This window comes from Paenibacillus sp. FSL H7-0350, from assembly GCF_038593195.1.
Lineage (GTDB): Bacteria > Bacillota > Bacilli > Paenibacillales > Paenibacillaceae > Paenibacillus_AQ.
In genome coordinates this window covers 1274491-1289682 of sequence record NZ_CP151972.1, presented here as the reverse complement: position 1 = coordinate 1289682, position 15192 = coordinate 1274491, and the positions used below count along the sequence as shown (strand labels likewise).

The window sequence follows — 15192 nt, the reverse complement described above, 5'->3', positions numbered from 1 at the left end:
TAGGGGACCTGCCGGGAGAACGCTACAGTAACAGCTCCTTCTTTTATCCTTGTGAGGCAGGTTTGCGTTTTCTAACCTTATAGACGATAAAGATCGTCATTGGGAGAACGAAGGAGAGTGTGAGGTTCCAGTCGACCCAATAGGCCGGAATTTCTTTTACATAAAAAACAATATCATTGGAGCTGAGCTGGGACAGTCCATAGATCAGGAAGGCAACCGGGAAGATCAGCGGACGGTGGCTTTTCAGCTTGAACATTTGTGCAGTCCCCAGGACGAAGGCATAGAAATACAGCGCTGTTTTGAAATAAGTGGTAATAATCCAGGCGGTGGCCATGAGCGCTTCCAGCCGTTGCAGGAAGTTGGCAACATTGATTTTTTGGGCCAGGATATAAGCGGCATAGAAATTATGCTCCGAGAAATAGACGCCCAGCACGGTCAGCGAGAGGAACAGAATCAGATTCAGCCCAACGGATCCCGCGAAGAGTGCAATGAAGATGTCACGATTGATCTTGCTGTTCTTGCGGGTAAAGGGATACACCATTAAGAAGACGCACAGCTCCCCGAACGGGTAAAAGACCCCAAACATAATGGTATGCAGCATCCCAGGCAGCGGCGTGGTCATCATCGGGTACAGCCGGTCTATCTGAACCTGCGGAAATAAGAGGACCATCAGCGAGACCAGGAATAGGGCAAACAGCGGAAAAAACACCTGTGCCGCCCTGCCCACCACCTCCAGTCCCAGACGCAGGCCATACACCAGGATGACAAGACTCATGAACCGGATGACTCCGCCCGGTGTCCCCTCATAGATCTGGGTGGTCAGGAAATCCTCCATTTCGCGCACATATGTCGAGGCGGCCAGGACGAAGAAATTCAGATAGAATAAGCCTACTGCAATGCCCGCCCATTTTCCCAGCACCTGCTGACTGATCTCAATTATGGTTTGGTTTGGACTGATGTTCGCTACATTGATTAGCAGATAAATAAGGGCCATGCCGAGCGGTATGCTGATCAGTGCGGCGATCCAGGCATCCTGATGGGCTTCAGCCGTCATGGTGGTCGGATAGACCAGAGCCATATCCCCGATGAAAGTGAACAGACCGAGAATGACCATCTGCGCGGTGCTGATTCGTTCTTTTTCAATACCCACCTAACGCTCCTCCTTTCCTTTAACAAGTCATAAGGTTGCTTTGCTGCAATCTTCTTAGTATGACAGCTCCTTCCAGAAATTATGTGCTCATTGTCTTGTGTTCAGCAGCGGAATAATTAACTAGCCTTTCAACCAAACTATCAACGTACCGTATTGCTCAAATGAAGAGGGTGAAGCTGCATGGAGGATGAAGCGAACGGCAAATTATCTGCACGCCTGGAGGCCAATGAGGAACAACTGTCCCGGCTGCTCGGCCAGAGCACAGATCTGGTCAGCAAACGGCTGCAACTGGGAGAACATACGGAGCTTAATGTATTCTATATAGATGGTCTTATTGACAATCAGCTGCTGCATAACTCCATTCTGTATTCGCTGCAGGAAGGTAGGATCTGTGATCTGCTGGAAGCGGAGAGTCCTGAGCGGAAAATAGAGCTTCTCAGCAAGCGCATATTATTGGCTGGAGATGTTACTATCGTCCGGGACTATGTCCGCTTCATTCATGATCTGCTATCCGGCAATGTGATGATCATGGTGGAGGGGTCGGCAGAAGCGCTGCGCATCGGCCTGCCCGGCTGGGAGGACCGTAATGTAAGTGAACCCAACTCGCAGTCTGTCGTGCGCGGGCCAATGGAGGGCTTCACGGAGAACCTGCGAACGAACACAGCCCTGATCCGCCGCAAAATCAAAGACAGCCAGCTATGGCTCGAAACGATGCAGATCGGGCGTGTAACCCAGACCAGCGTATCAATCATGTATTTGAAGCATATTGCCAACCCGGAGCTGGTCGAGGAGGTTAAGCGCCGGTTGGACGCGATTGATACCGACAGTATTCTGGAGAGCGGTTATATTGAGGAGTTCATTCAGGATACGGTGGCTACACCTTTTCCCACAATCTATAACAGTGACCGTCCCGATACGATAGCCGGAGGTATCCTGGAAGGGAAGGTAGCTATTCTCGTGGACGGCACCCCTTTTGTGCTGCTGGCTCCGACGGTGTTTGTCTCCTTTTTCCAGTCGGCAGAGGATTATTATCAACGGGCGGATATTTCCTCGCTGCTGCGATGGATACGGTTTCTGGCTTTTTTCCTAACGATGTTCGCTCCAGCCTTCTATGTAGCAATCACCACCTATCATCAGGAGATGATTCCAACCAATCTGGTTATCAGTCTGGCTGCCCAGCGGGAGACGGTGCCGTTTCCGGCCTTTGTCGAAGCAGTGATGATGGAGCTGACCTATGAAATTCTGCGGGAGGCGGGGGTGCGAATACCGAAGAATGTCGGCCAGGCGGTCTCTATCGTCGGCACGCTTGTCATCGGCCAAGCGGCGGTTGCTGCCGGGTTCATCTCCTCGGCCATGGTCATCATTGTATCGATTACAGCGATTTCAAGCTTTGTTATCCCTGAAGCTGGAATGTCAGTGGCCGCAAGAATGATACGGTTCGTGTTGATCATGCTGGCCGGGTTTATGGGATTGTACGGGATTCTATGCGGAGTGTTCGTGCTGGTGCTGCACCTCGTAAGCCTGCGTTCATTTGGTGTACCCTATATGAGTCCGATCGGCCCCTTCGTCCGCGAAGATCTCAAGGACTCCATCTTCAGGCTGACCTGGCCGCTCCTGCGCACCAGACCTAGGCAGAACCGCACCCAGAACCTTAGGCGGCAGGCTCCGCCCAAGCGCGGGGGGTCTTAACATGAGGAAGCGAATGGCGAAGGTGCTGGCCGCCTGTATTCCGTTGTTGCTGCTTCCTATGCTGCTTAGCGGGTGCTGGGAGCGCAAGGAGCTGAATGAGCTGGCTTTTGTGCTGGGATTGGGTCTGGACAAGGCGGAGGACGGCTACAAAGTCTCCATGCAGGTAGTTATTCCTTCCTCCATCATCTCACAGAGCGCGGGTGGGTCAGGGGGAAGCGGTGTACCTGTCGTGCTCTATACCTTCAAAGTCAAAACGATTTATGAATCGCTGCGCAAATTCAATCTGGTCAGTTCACGTTCGCCTTATATGGGTCATATCCGTGTGCTGGTCGTAGGTGAAGAGCTGGCCCGTGAAGGCCTTGCCGAGACGCTGGATGTGCTCAAAAGAAGCCGCGAGCCGCGTATGGATTTCTATGTTATGGTGGCGCGCAAGACGACCGCTGAGAATGTGCTTAAGGTGCTAACTCCGCTGGACCGGCTGCCGGCGAACAAGCTGTTCAATTCACTGGACAAATCCTACCAAATCTCTTCCAAGACAGTTGCGGTTACAGTGGACGATTTCATCGAAGATCTAATCTACGAAGGCACGAACCCCGTGCTGACCGGAGTAGAGTTGCTTGGGGACCCTGAGGCAGGCGGCGACAAGGCCAATGTGGAACGGACGAATCCGGACGCAAGGCTTCATTATAAAAGCGTAGCCATCTTCCGAAGGGACAAGCTGATCGGCTGGATGGATGATGTTGTCACAGTCGGCTACAACTATGTCATTGATAATGTCACCAAGAACACGGGATATTTCAAAGACAAGAATGGAAGCCTGGTCGTTATGGAGGCGCTGACAACCACAACCAAGCGCAAGGTAAAGTTTATTGACGGCAAGCCGCATATTTACTTGAGTGTGGAGGCTTTATGCAATGTGCAGGAAATTGAAGGTCCGGACAAGATAGATACCGAGAGTAAAATCCATGAGCTGGAGCTGAAGACGCAGGAGCGGATTGTTCAGCGGATGGAAGCGGCAGTGAAGAACATAACTGAGCGGTATAATGCTGATGTTTTTGGGTTCGGCCAGTTGATATACCGCAAGAGTCCAAAAATATGGTCCAGCGTGAAAGAAAATGATGAATATCTCAAAAGCCTGCCTGTGCATTACAAAGCCGCTGTAACCATTAACCGGATCGGAACGATCGATAATTCTTTCATCGATGAAATCAAGGAGTGATCCTGCATGCTGATGTTACTGGTATTCCTCATCCTGGCTATGGGCTGTATGGTGATTGATCTCCCTAACCTGAAGGGCAGGCAGAAGCGGCGGGACCGCTGGGTGTACTTCGCCCTCTGGATTGGCGGACTCGCTGCTGCGGGCTGCACTATTCTGAAAATTAAGGTGCCAAGCCCGCTGCTGATGATTATGGTGATCTACAAGCCATTCAATGATCTCGTAGCCTCATGGTTCTGAGTAACGCAGCAGGTCTTCTAATAGAAGGCCTGCTTTTTGGCATGTTTGGGTATTTATCGTAAATGTCGAATTGAGATTGACGAATTGAGTTTATAGTCGTATGATGTGTTATAAAGTTCCTGAGTATTAATTAGTAACTATATAATAAAATGATAACAACGGGAGGAATGAAAGTGGAATCATCTACATTTGTACTTTTTGGCGCAACCGGGGACTTGGCGAAGCGGAAAATCTTCCCCGCTCTATACAACCTGTTTACTGATGGCAAGCTTTCCGGTCCTCTCTCAGTCATAGGGCTGGGCAGACGGGAACTCACTAATGAGACGTTCCAGCGTCAGGTGCTGGATTCGCTGCGCACCTTTTCGCGCCGTCCGGTAGAGGATACAGCGGTGCTGCAGAATTTCCTGCAGGCTTTTGAATATAGTGTGCTGGATGTCGGACGTCCTGAGGATTATGTGAAGCTGCTTGGCCATGTACAGCGCCGGGAGGAAGAGCTGGGGCTTCCGCAGAACCGGATGTTCTATCTGTCGGTCGGTCCTGAATTCTTCGGGGAGATTGCCGGTAATATCAATGCCAGCGGGCTCGGGGATACCAAGGGCTGGAAACGTCTGATTATCGAGAAGCCTTTCGGACGGGATTTGCAGTCGGCACGGGTGCTGAATGAGAGCTTGAGCGCAGCTTTTGCAGAGGAGGAAATCTTCCGTATTGACCACTTCCTGGGCAAGCCGATGGTGCAGAATCTGGAGGTGCTGAAATACTCTAACCCTGTGCTGCGGGCCTTGTGGCAGAACCGGTATATCGCGAATGTTCAGATTACCGCCAGTGAAACGGTGGGTGTGGAAGAGCGGGCGGGTTACTATGATAAGGCTGGCGCGCTGCGCGACATGTTCCAGAACCATATGCTCCAATTGCTCATGATGATGGCGATGCAGCTTCCGAAGGGCAGTACACCAGAGGACGTCCGCAGCAAAAAGCGGCATGTCATCCGTTCCGTCCGCCCTCTGCTCGCTGAAGAGGTAACACAGCATGTTGTGCGAGGCCAATACGCAGCAGGGGAGATGCGCGGACAGCAAGTGCCTGCGTATACCGCTGAACCGGGGATCGCAGCCGCTTCACAGAATGAGACGTATATTGCTGCACGCCTGTGGATTGAAGATCCGCTGTGGAACGATGTGCCGTTCTATATACGTACAGGTAAGCGTATGAAGGAGAAATCCACGCGGATTGTTATAGAATTCAAAGAGCCGTTTAATGATGTGCATAACAAGAACCGTAACAAGCTGCCGCTTGACCCTAATCTGCTGGTGATTGATATTGGTCCGAATGAGGGCATCTCCCTGACTCTGAATACCAAAAACCCGCTTCAGCATGGGGAGCTTGAGCCGGTTAGCATTAAGCATGAGCCGGGTAATCCCGACGTGCCGGAGGCCTATGAGAATCTGATCTATGATGCGATTCTCGGCGATGCCACATTCTTCGCTCATTGGGAGGAAGTAGAGTTGTCCTGGCAATGGGTTCAGCCTATAATCGAAGCAACAGCAGAAGGCAGCCTGCCGCTGCACCTGTATCCTGCCGGTTCTAACGGCCCGGCGGCGGCAGAACAGCTCCTTGGCGAGTTCCACTGGTGGCTGGATGAACCGGAGAATACAGAGCCTGCACGCGTTCACCGGACAGCAGGGATAGAGCCGGAAGTTATCCGGCCTGGAGCCTAAGCGGCGGCGGTAACAGCAAGTGGACAGTGTTAGGTTATATATGACTACAATTCGGAGGGATTCGTAATGAAAGTCGGTTTAATTGGACTAGGCAAAATGGGCTTCAATCTCGGCCAGAACCTGCTGGAGCATGCCCATGAAGTGGTAGCGTATGATGTGAATCCTGCTGCGGTGCAGGAATTGGCCGAACGTGGTGCGTCAGGGGCAGCAAGCCTGGAGGAGCTTACGGGCCGGCTTGATTCCCCGCGAGTTCTCTGGATTATGGTTCCCCATACTTTTGTAGATTCGGTTATTGCTGAACTGACGCCGCTATTATCCAAGGGAGATATCATCATTGAAGCCGGTAACTCACATTATAAAGAGTCGATCCGCCGTCATGAAGAGCTGGGTGCCCATGGAATTCACTTCCTGGATGCGGGAACCTCCGGCGGAATGGAAGGTGCGCGGAGTGGGGCCTGCTACATGGTTGGCGGCGATGAGGAAGCGTGGACGGTCGTTGAACCGCTGTTCCGTGACACTGCGGTAGAGAACGGATACCTGTACGCCGGCAAATCCGGGAGCGGACATTTCCTCAAGATGGTGCATAACGGCATTGAATACGGCATGATGGCTGCGATCGGTGAGGGCTTCGAGGTGCTGGAGAAAAGCGGATATGACTTCGACTTCGAGCAGGTGGCCCGCGTCTGGAACAACGGCTCGGTCGTCCGCTCCTGGCTGATGGAGCTGATCGAACGCGCCTTCTCCAAGGATGCCAAGCTGGAAGACATCAAAGGCGTCATGCATTCCTCCGGGGAGGGACGCTGGACGCTGGAGACAGCCTTCGACCTTCAAGCAGCGACGCCGGTCATTGCCATGGCTCTGCTCATGCGTTACCGGTCGCTGGAGACCGACACCTTCACCGGCAAAGTCGTCGCCGCCTTGCGTAACGAATTCGGCGGCCATGCGGTGGAGTCGAAGTAAGCAGAAGTAACTAGACTGAAGCGTTGATATCAGGGGGCTGTCCATAGCCATGCAATGGCTGTTTGGGCAGCCTCTTTGTTTTGGATTTGGCCGGAAGCCGGGCTGCAAGTTGGCTGTACGGGAAGTGAAAGGGATACATCCCCTTGAATCGGCCGAATCCCCGCCAATCGTGCAAATGAAGAGCATTAGTGCACCTGAATCGGCCGAATCCCCGCCAATCGTGCAAATGAAGAGCACTAGTGCACCTGAATCGGCCGAATCCCCGCCAACTAAGCAATCTGGCACCAGAGCAGTACTTTTCCAGCAATGTAGCCCATTGGAGAAGTACTGCTCTTTCTTGTGCCTGGCACAGAGAATCAGACAACCCGCAGACAGCATATAAGTACAGAAACATATATGATAACGGTTTTGCCGTCCTTTTCAGGCGGCACCGTTTCAGCGAGAAATGGAAGGACAATTTGTAGCTTGAAACATATATGTTCTGGCGTAATATATAATCCTTATATTTTGAAATAGACAGAAGGGGTGACCGGTGACGCACAATCAGGAATTCAGAGTCTATCTGATCACGAAGCGGGATATCCTGCGGTTTATTGTGGTCGAGGTGATTGTTGGCAGTATGACGTATTCGCTGGCCTGGAGCTTATTTCATAATACGATTCTGGCGGGAGCGGGCGGCTGGGCCTGTACGGAAGGGCTGAAGCGGCTGGTGAAGCTGGGCGGGTGATGGGTAATAACGGGGATTCCCCGGACTGTCTATCTGATGTACTATATAAAGAAATAGATATAGATACAGACATAGATCGACAGACAGAGGGAATGGTGATGCACAGATGATTAACCTACTGGAAGTACTACACAAAGAAATTATGCCCGCAGAAGGCTGCACCGAACCGATTGCAGTGGCTTATGCCGTCTCGTTGGCCGCTGAACTGGTGGAAGAGGAGATTACGGCGATTCAGCTGCTGCTCAGCGGCAATATCATCAAGAATGCGATGGGCGTAGGGATTCCTGGTACAGGCCAGACGGGCTTGCCGATAGCGGCGGCCTTGGGTGCGGTGGTGCGCCGCTCGGAGCGGAAGCTTGAGATTCTGTCCGGGCTGACCCCGGCGGAGCTGGCAAGTGCAGAGGGACTGCTGGAGCGTAAGCTGCTGGAGGTTGAGCTGAAGGATACGCCGGAGAAGCTATATATAGAAGCGAGAGTACACAGCAAGAACCATACCGCCACAGCAATCCTGGTAAAAGAGCACACGAATGTGCATTATCTTGCGAAGGATGGCCAGCGGCTTGAGCCGAAAATGGACAAGGCCGACTGCGGCGACCCGCATAGTCTGGACCCTGAGGTATACTCGGTCTCACTCGAAGATATCTATGCCTTCGTTCAGAATACACCATTCGAGGATCTTCGTTTCCTGCTTGAGGGAGCGGTTATGAATAAGGCGATCTCGGAGGAAGGGCTGCGCGGGGAATATGGCCTCCAGGTGGGCCGGAAAATGAGCCAGCAATCCGCCCTCAATCTGTTCGGCGCGGATGTGGCGAACCGGATTATCGCCGCAACGGCAGCGGCATCCGATGCACGCATGGACGGCAGTGCCATGCCGGTAATGACTACGGCAGGCAGCGGCAATCAGGGGATTGCCTGCACTATGCCGGTCATTGCCCTGGCCGAGCTCCTCGGCAAGGATGAGGAGACTCTGGCCAGAGCGATGGCGCTCAGCAATCTGATTACCATTCATGTGAAGCATTACATTGGCCGTCTGTCCCCGCTCTGCGGCTCAGGCATTGCCGGCGGAGTAGGGGCGGGCAGCGGTATTGTTTATCTGATGGGCGGAACGCTGGCGCAGATCAAACACTCCATCCAGAATACGATTGCCTCTACTTCAGGCATGATTTGCGATGGTGCGAAGCCAACCTGTGCACTCAAAATCTCCACGGCCACCAACGCAGCCATTCAGTCTGCCACCCTGGCTATGAACAATATCTCCGCGAGTCTGAATGACGGTGTCATCTTCGAGAAGGTGGAGGATACGATCAAGAATATGGAGACCCTGGTCCAGGAGGGGCTTGCCGCCACAGACCAGGCCATTCTGAATATTATGCTCTCCAAGGGAGCCGCTTCTTCATAAGGATCAGGACAAGCACTGGAATGTCTCAGCGTTTAGCGTTTGTAATCTGGTTGCGGTAAGGAAACAGGCTGTGGATTGGCTAGCACCCAATTCACGGCCAATTCGCATAATCTGGCTGGTTCATCGTTGCCGTTGCCTTGGCGCAGGTAACCGGCTAATTCCGCAGCTTCCTTCAGTTGCGCAGGGTCCAGAGGTATGCCTGAGGCGAAGTGCAGAAGCAGCGCACTGAGCATTTTACGGAAATCCGCACCCCAGTTGCCTCCGCCGTTATTCATGATTTCATAAGAGATCCGCCCAGTGATGCGAATGACCTCCCCTTGTACGGTAAGTGCGGGTCCTGAGCCGGGGATGAGCGCCTCCCATAGCTCTTGATGCTGATCCTGCCACCTTGTGCTCTTAACCTCGATCTTAGAAACACCGTCATGCATCACTCTCGCGGCTACAGGCTCCACACCGAACAGCTTGTAGAGCTTGTCCAGGGCCGTTACAGTTTCATCCAGGTAGTCTTTATTGAAATTAGCTTTGCTGAATTCAAATGCTTTGCCGATTGATTGTACCGACTCTTTCATCTCTGGAGTAAGAGTTGCCCCCGCCTCCAGCATCACCTGGGCGATCTCAGCCATGGCGGTGATATCAGCATTCCGGCAATTGATCAAGGCCTTCGCCAGCGGGGTATTCCCGCGCTTGCTCACAGCATGGATGTTGGCACCGTGAGCGATAAGATCACGGATCGCCCCAGTCCGGTAGTAGTTGGCAGCGGCGTGCAGCGGGGTCTCGTCCTGATAATCCAGAGCTTCCAGCTCAGCACCAAGCTCAAGGAACAGCGGGATATTACCCGACCAGTGTCCGGCCTGCGAATGCAGCGGAGTGCGCTGATATTTATCCCTGGCGTTGATGTCAGCACCCTGCTCCACCAGCCAGCGGACCAGCTCATCCGGAATTTGCCGGATGCTGAGCGCGGGTTCTTTGTAGGATCCCAAGGTTGCATTCCAGTCACATTTCTCAAAAACAGCCTTAAGTTGATCGATATCCCCTGATTTCACCAGCTCGCGGAAGTCCGCGGGTAAGGTTATTCTCTTTTTGCCCATTTGATTAACTCTCCTCCCTAAGATGAATCTCCTATGATAGATCTCTCATGAACTTAGTACAGCACTTCCACATTCTTCTCTGACAACAGCATCAGCCACGCTTCTGAAGGCTTGCGGTCGGTAATCAGCACATCGATCCGGCTTAGCTCTGCGAGCCTGGCGAAGGCTGTCTGGTCGAACTTGGTATGGTCTGCGAGCAGCACAACCTTGTGTGCCTGGCGCAGCATATATTTCTTCAGCTCACATTCCGGTTCATTGGAGTCGGTGACCCCGCGGTCCATATCCAGAGCCTTGCAGCTGATTATGGCAGTGTCCACATTGTAGCGCTGGATGGTCTCATGGGCTACAGGGCCGACAAGCGACAGGGAACGGTGGCGGAGTGAGCCGCCTGTAGAAATAATGCTGTGGCTTGAGCTCGCGAACTCATGAAGAATGTTGATCGAATTGGTGATAATCGTCAGATTACTTTTATTACCCAGCAGCTTCAGGAATTCAAACGAGGTCGAGCTGGGGTCCACCATTAGCGTATCCCCGTCATTAATCAGATCCAGCGCCTGGATCGCTATTCTGCGTTTGATATCCGTATTGAGTGCTCCCCGGGTCAGAAAAGGCAGGTCCTCATTGGTATGCCTGTTCAGCATGGCTCCGCCGTAGGTCCGGCTTACAATGCCATCCTTCTCCAGCTTCTCCAGGTCTCTGCGGATCGTCTCCTCTGTCACCTCGAACATCCGGCTGAGATCGGACACCAGCACCCGTTTGTCCTGATGGACAAGGTCGATTATTTTTTTGCGTCTTTCGGCAGCGAGCATACGTATCACCTTTCCAGAGTTGATAGTCTTAATATAGACTGTAATTTCTGTGTTGTACAACATAATGAACCTTATTTGCTCTGAAACCCACAATAATAATCGTTTATTCTCCATAAAACAAACAATAAACAAATAAAAACAACTTAAATAGTGTTTAAAGTGTTGACAACACAGATTAACGGCGATACGATGAAAAGGTCAACAGGTTGAATGTATGCTTACAGTGTTCATTAACTATTTATGTGCCCGGGAGGCTGGTTAAGCAATGAGTACTCATGTCTATTATGTGCCGTCAATTAACATTATGGGAAAGGGCTGTCTGAAGGACATCGCCCCGTACATTCAAGAGCTGAATCTGCAGAAGGCGCTTGTGGTCACAGACAAATTCCTGATGAAGAGCGGAATCGCCGGAAGGCTGCTGGCTGTGCTGGATGAAGCGGGAATTCAGTATGTGGTATATGATGAAGTGAAGCCGAATCCTACCTGCAAAAATGTTCATGACGGCGTGGAATTTCTGAAGCAGCACGAATGTGACTATCTGATCTCTATCGGCGGCGGCTCGCCGCAGGATACGGCCAAGGCCATCGGCATTGTTGCCACTAACGGCGGGCATATTGCAGAGTATGAAGGCGTTCACAAATCAAAGAACAAATCTCTGCCGATTGTCGCGGTGAACACGACGGCCGGGACTTCAAGTGAAGTGACGATCAATTACGTGATTACGGATGAAGAGCGCAAGATCAAGATGGTCATGGTAGACAAGAACAGTATCGCCACCATCTCGGTGAATGATCCGGAGCTGATGGTTGATAAGCCCGCTGCACTTACGGCGGCTACGGGCATGGATGCCCTGACGCATGCAATTGAAGCGCTGGTCACTCCAGGCGCATATCCGGTAACCGATGCTACCGCTCTGGCTGCGGTGGAGCTGATCTTCGCCAATCTGGCGCGGACGGTGACGAATGGACACGATATTGAAGCGCGTGAGCAGATGGTCTATGCCATCTTCCTCGGCGGCCTCGCCTTCAATAACGCAGGCTTAGGCTACGTGCATGCCATGGCCCATCAGCTCGGCGGGGTCTATGATCTGCCGCACGGCGTGTGCAATGCGATGCTGCTGCCATACGTGGAAGAAGAGAATGCCAAGCATGTGCCGGAGAAATTCAGAGCGATCGCCAGAGCTGCCGGTATGCAGACCGAAGGGCGAAGCGACAAGGAATGTGCGGATTACGTCATCGAGTCGATCAAGGCCCTGTCTAAGGAGGTTGGCATTCCTGCCAAGCTGTCCGAGCTGGGTGTTGCTGAAGTAGATCTCGATCTGCTTGCTGAGAATGCAATGAAGGATGCCTGCGCACCTGGTAACCCTTTTATTCCTACCAAAGATGAAGTAATCGCGTTATTCCGCAAAATTCTGTAAATCACCTTTCATAGAATAGGAGATTCCCTATGACCTATCATATCGCCGTCGATATCGGCGCCTCCAGCGGACGGCTTGTACTTGGACAGCTCGTGGACGGGAGACTCCAGCTTGCGGAGCTTCACCGTTTCAGCAATGGCTTCACGGAGCAGGACGGCTCCTGCTTCTGGGATATGGATTATTTATTGGATGAAATTATTAAAGGTCTGCACCAGGCGAAGCTAAGAGGCATTCACGAATGCACCCTCGGCATTGACACCTGGGCGGTAGATTATGTGCTGCTGGATGCCGAAGGCAAGCGGATGAACGAGGTCTATGCCTACCGTGACCGCCGGACGGACGGGGTGATGGAGGAGGTCGCGAAGCAGCTTCCGCCGCATAAGGTATACGCCAAGACCGGAATACAGCAGCTTCCCTTCAATACACTCTATCAGCTATATGCGCATGACCAGGAAGAGCTGAAGGCAGCCGATCAGATTCTGCTAGTGCCGGATTATCTCTATTACCGGCTCGGCGGACGGAAGATGAACGAGGCTACCAATGCCTCAACGACGCAGCTATTGAATCTTGCGACCCGTGATTTCGATGCGGAGCTGCTGGAATTCCTGGGTCTGCGGCGTGAACAATTTGCTCCGTTGACCGAGCCTGGGGAAGAGCTTGGCTTCCTCTCAGCGGAGCTGGTGGAACAGTATGATCTGCCGGAATGCCGCCTGATCTGCGTGGCCACACATGACACAGCATCTGCGGTACTCGGTGTGCCTGCTCAGAAGGACCGTTCGTCAGCCTATCTTAGCAGCGGGACCTGGTCTCTGCTAGGAGTAGAGCTGGATCACCCGCTCAATGACAGCAGAGCGATGGCAGCCAATTATACCAACGAATGGGGCGCTTACGGGACTTACCGGTTCCTGAAGAATATTATGGGCCTCTGGCTGATCCAGGAAGTTCGCAGACTGGACGGCGAAAGGTATAGCTTCGCGGAACTGGCAGAGCAGGCCGCTGATTGCGCAGCCTTTCGCAGCCTGATTCCCTGCAATCATCCGCGGTTTCTTAAGCCCGGCGATATGATTCAGGAGATCCGCCAGGCCTGCCTGGAGAGCGGTCAGCCTGTGCCGCAGACGGCGGGCGAGCTGGCCCGTTGTATCTTCGACAGTCTGGCGTTATCCTACTGCAGCTATTTGGCTGAATTGGAAGACCTCACCGGGGATTGCATAGAAGTGCTGCAGATTGTAGGAGGTGGAGCTAACAACAGTCTGCTGTGCCAGCTGACAGCGGATGTTACCGGCAGGGAAGTGCTGGCCGGACCGACCGAATCCACAGCCTTGGGTAATCTGGCTGTGCAGATGATTGAGGCGGGCCGCATGGCTGATATCCATGAAGCCAGGCAGATCATCAGCCAGTCCTTCGCGATTCCGTCTTATCTGCCGCAACCGGTTCCTCAGCTGGCGGAGCTGCTGATCCGCTGGGAGCAGCTTCAACCGGGAGCGAATGTTCACAATACGTAATTAGGAGGCAACAGCATGGATCAGAGCATCATTAACAGCTACAACGAAGCCAAGAAATTATATGCAGCCCATGGGATTCATACGGATGAGGTACTGGAGAAGCTGGCGCAGATCAAAGTATCTCTGCACTGCTGGCAGGGCGACGATGTACGGGGCTTCTTGTTCAAGGATAAAGAGCTGAGCGGCGGCATTGCCGTGACTGGCAGCTACCCCGGCCGGGCCAGTACACCGGATGAGCTGCGTCAGGATCTGGAGAAGGCCCTCTCGCTGATTCCCGGCAAGCATAAGGTCAATCTGCATGCGATCTATGCCGATACGAAGGAACAGGTGGATCTGGATGAGCTGGCGCCGCGCCATTTCACGAACTGGGTAGAATGGGCCAAGGAGCAGGGATTAGGTCTTGATTTCAATCCGACCTGCTTCTCGCATCCCAAGGCGGCGGACGGCTTCACCCTCAGCCATGCGGACGAAGAGATCCGCAGCTTCTGGATTAAGCATTGCAAGGCCTCCCGCAGCATTGCCGAGCACTTCGGCCGCGAGCTGGGCCAGCCGTGTGTCACGAATTTCTGGGTGCCGGATGGCTACAAGGATACTCCGGTGGACCGGCTGGCACCGCGCATGCGCCTGAAGGAATCGCTGGATGAAATCTTCAGCGAGGAGATGGATCCGCAGTACACGATCGATGCCGTGGAGAGCAAGCTGTTCGGTATCGGCTCGGAGAGCTACGTGGTCGGATCGCATGAGTTCTACATGGGCTACGGCCTGACACGCGGCAAGGCCATCTGCCTGGATGCCGGACATTTCCATCCGACGGAAGTGATCTCGAACAAGCTCAGCTCCATCCTGATGTTCAGCGAGCAGCTGCTGCTGCATGTCAGCAGACCGGTCCGCTGGGACAGTGATCATGTAGTCACGATGGACGATGAGCTGCTGGAGATTGCCCGCGAGCTGGTTCGCGGGGATCTGCTGCCGCGCACGCATATCGGCCTCGACTTCTTCGACGGCAGTATCAATCATCTGGCGGCTTGGGTAATCGGCACGCGCAATACGATCAAGGCCCTGCTGCGCGCCATGCTGGAGCCGGTAGAGGAGCTTCGGGCCATTGAACGGGCTGGAGATTACACCTCGCGGCTGGCCTTGGTGGAAGAATTCAAGTCCTATCCGTTCGGTGCCGTCTGGGATTACTACTGCGCTTCGCAGGGAACCCCGGTCCGCGAGGGGTGGCTGGCTGAAGTGAAGAGCTATGAGCAGGAAGTATTGGCTCTAAGATAAGATCAAGCTGC

13 protein-coding genes are annotated in these 15192 nt (G+C 53.2%); 10 read left to right on the top strand and 3 right to left on the bottom strand.

Going from position 1 to position 15192, the window contains the following annotated elements; genetic code table 11:
* Positions 1-43: 43 nt before the first annotated feature.
* Positions 44-1150 carry an endospore germination permease gene (locus NYE24_RS05965; protein WP_342478294.1) on the bottom strand — a complete coding sequence of 369 codons (1107 nt, stop codon included), beginning with the start codon at positions 1148-1150 and terminating at the stop codon, positions 44-46.
* Between the two features lie 180 nt (positions 1151-1330).
* Here NYE24_RS05965 and NYE24_RS05960 point away from each other — a divergent pair, with 180 nt between their 5' ends.
* From NYE24_RS05960 to NYE24_RS05930, 7 genes are all read left to right on the top strand, one after another.
* Positions 1331-2839, top strand: a complete 1509-nt coding sequence (locus NYE24_RS05960) for a spore germination protein (protein ID WP_036699126.1) — start codon at positions 1331-1333, stop codon at positions 2837-2839.
* Position 2840: 1 nt separating this feature from the next.
* The gene (locus tag NYE24_RS05955; RefSeq protein ID WP_342478293.1) at positions 2841-4058 is read left to right on the top strand and encodes a Ger(x)C family spore germination protein; all 1218 of its coding nucleotides are present in this window, start codon (positions 2841-2843) and stop codon (positions 4056-4058) included.
* A 6-nt stretch (positions 4059-4064) separates the two neighbouring features.
* Positions 4065-4295 carry a hypothetical protein gene (locus tag NYE24_RS05950; RefSeq protein ID WP_342478292.1) on the top strand — a complete coding sequence of 77 codons (231 nt, stop codon included), beginning with the start codon at positions 4065-4067 and terminating at the stop codon, positions 4293-4295.
* Between the two features lie 173 nt (positions 4296-4468).
* Positions 4469-6007 carry a glucose-6-phosphate dehydrogenase gene (zwf, locus tag NYE24_RS05945; RefSeq protein ID WP_342478291.1) on the top strand — a complete coding sequence of 513 codons (1539 nt, stop codon included), beginning with the start codon at positions 4469-4471 and terminating at the stop codon, positions 6005-6007.
* A gap of 66 nt (positions 6008-6073) precedes the next feature.
* Positions 6074-6967, top strand: coding sequence for a phosphogluconate dehydrogenase (NAD(+)-dependent, decarboxylating) (gnd, locus tag NYE24_RS05940; protein ID WP_342478290.1), 894 nt, complete (start codon positions 6074-6076; stop codon positions 6965-6967).
* 532 nt (positions 6968-7499) lie between these two features.
* Positions 7500-7694, top strand: a complete 195-nt coding sequence (locus tag NYE24_RS05935; RefSeq protein WP_036699115.1) for a hypothetical protein — start codon at positions 7500-7502, stop codon at positions 7692-7694.
* Positions 7695-7800: 106 nt separating this feature from the next.
* Positions 7801-9093: an L-serine ammonia-lyase, iron-sulfur-dependent, subunit alpha gene (locus NYE24_RS05930; protein ID WP_036699114.1), complete on the top strand. Its 1293-nt coding sequence runs from the start codon at positions 7801-7803 to the stop codon at positions 9091-9093.
* 32 nt (positions 9094-9125) lie between these two features.
* Here the strand turns inward: NYE24_RS05930 and NYE24_RS05925 are convergent, their stop codons facing one another.
* Complete coding sequence (locus NYE24_RS05925) at positions 9126-10181, bottom strand: ankyrin repeat domain-containing protein (protein WP_342478289.1); 1056 nt, start codon at positions 10179-10181, stop codon at positions 9126-9128.
* Positions 10182-10234: 53 nt separating this feature from the next.
* Positions 10235-10990 (bottom strand): DeoR/GlpR family DNA-binding transcription regulator, encoded by a 756-nt coding sequence (locus NYE24_RS05920; protein WP_342479206.1) that lies wholly within the window; start codon positions 10988-10990, stop codon positions 10235-10237.
* Positions 10991-11255: 265 nt separating this feature from the next.
* On the opposite strand from NYE24_RS05920, the gene NYE24_RS05915 reads away from it, so the two are divergent.
* From NYE24_RS05915 to rhaA, 3 genes are read left to right on the top strand one after another with little or no spacing between them, the layout of a single operon-like run.
* Positions 11256-12407 carry an iron-containing alcohol dehydrogenase gene (locus tag NYE24_RS05915; protein WP_076158409.1) on the top strand — a complete coding sequence of 384 codons (1152 nt, stop codon included), beginning with the start codon at positions 11256-11258 and terminating at the stop codon, positions 12405-12407.
* Between the two features lie 29 nt (positions 12408-12436).
* Positions 12437-13909 carry a rhamnulokinase gene (gene rhaB / locus NYE24_RS05910; RefSeq protein WP_342478288.1) on the top strand — a complete coding sequence of 491 codons (1473 nt, stop codon included), beginning with the start codon at positions 12437-12439 and terminating at the stop codon, positions 13907-13909.
* 15 nt (positions 13910-13924) lie between these two features.
* The gene (gene rhaA / locus NYE24_RS05905; protein ID WP_342478287.1) at positions 13925-15181 is read left to right on the top strand and encodes an L-rhamnose isomerase; all 1257 of its coding nucleotides are present in this window, start codon (positions 13925-13927) and stop codon (positions 15179-15181) included.
* Positions 15182-15192 lie beyond the last annotated feature (11 nt).

What these genes read in the sequence shown, in the direction of transcription:
- NYE24_RS05915 (WP_076158409.1), top strand. Translation starts at nt 11,256, where the DNA reads ATGAGTACTCATGTCTATTATGTGCCGTCAATTAACATTATGGGAAAG.
- NYE24_RS05920 (WP_342479206.1), bottom strand. Translation starts at nt 10,990, where the DNA reads ATGCTCGCTGCCGAAAGACGCAAAAAAATAATCGACCTTGTCCATCAG.
- NYE24_RS05925 (WP_342478289.1), bottom strand. Translation starts at nt 10,181, where the DNA reads ATGGGCAAAAAGAGAATAACCTTACCCGCGGACTTCCGCGAGCTGGTG.
- NYE24_RS05930 (WP_036699114.1), top strand. Translation starts at nt 7,801, where the DNA reads ATGATTAACCTACTGGAAGTACTACACAAAGAAATTATGCCCGCAGAA.
- NYE24_RS05955 (WP_342478293.1), top strand. Translation starts at nt 2,841, where the DNA reads ATGAGGAAGCGAATGGCGAAGGTGCTGGCCGCCTGTATTCCGTTGTTG.
- NYE24_RS05950 (WP_342478292.1), top strand. Translation starts at nt 4,065, where the DNA reads ATGCTGATGTTACTGGTATTCCTCATCCTGGCTATGGGCTGTATGGTG.
- rhaB (WP_342478288.1), top strand. Translation starts at nt 12,437, where the DNA reads ATGACCTATCATATCGCCGTCGATATCGGCGCCTCCAGCGGACGGCTT.
- rhaA (WP_342478287.1), top strand. Translation starts at nt 13,925, where the DNA reads ATGGATCAGAGCATCATTAACAGCTACAACGAAGCCAAGAAATTATAT.
- gnd (WP_342478290.1), top strand. Translation starts at nt 6,074, where the DNA reads ATGAAAGTCGGTTTAATTGGACTAGGCAAAATGGGCTTCAATCTCGGC.
- NYE24_RS05960 (WP_036699126.1), top strand. Translation starts at nt 1,331, where the DNA reads ATGGAGGATGAAGCGAACGGCAAATTATCTGCACGCCTGGAGGCCAAT.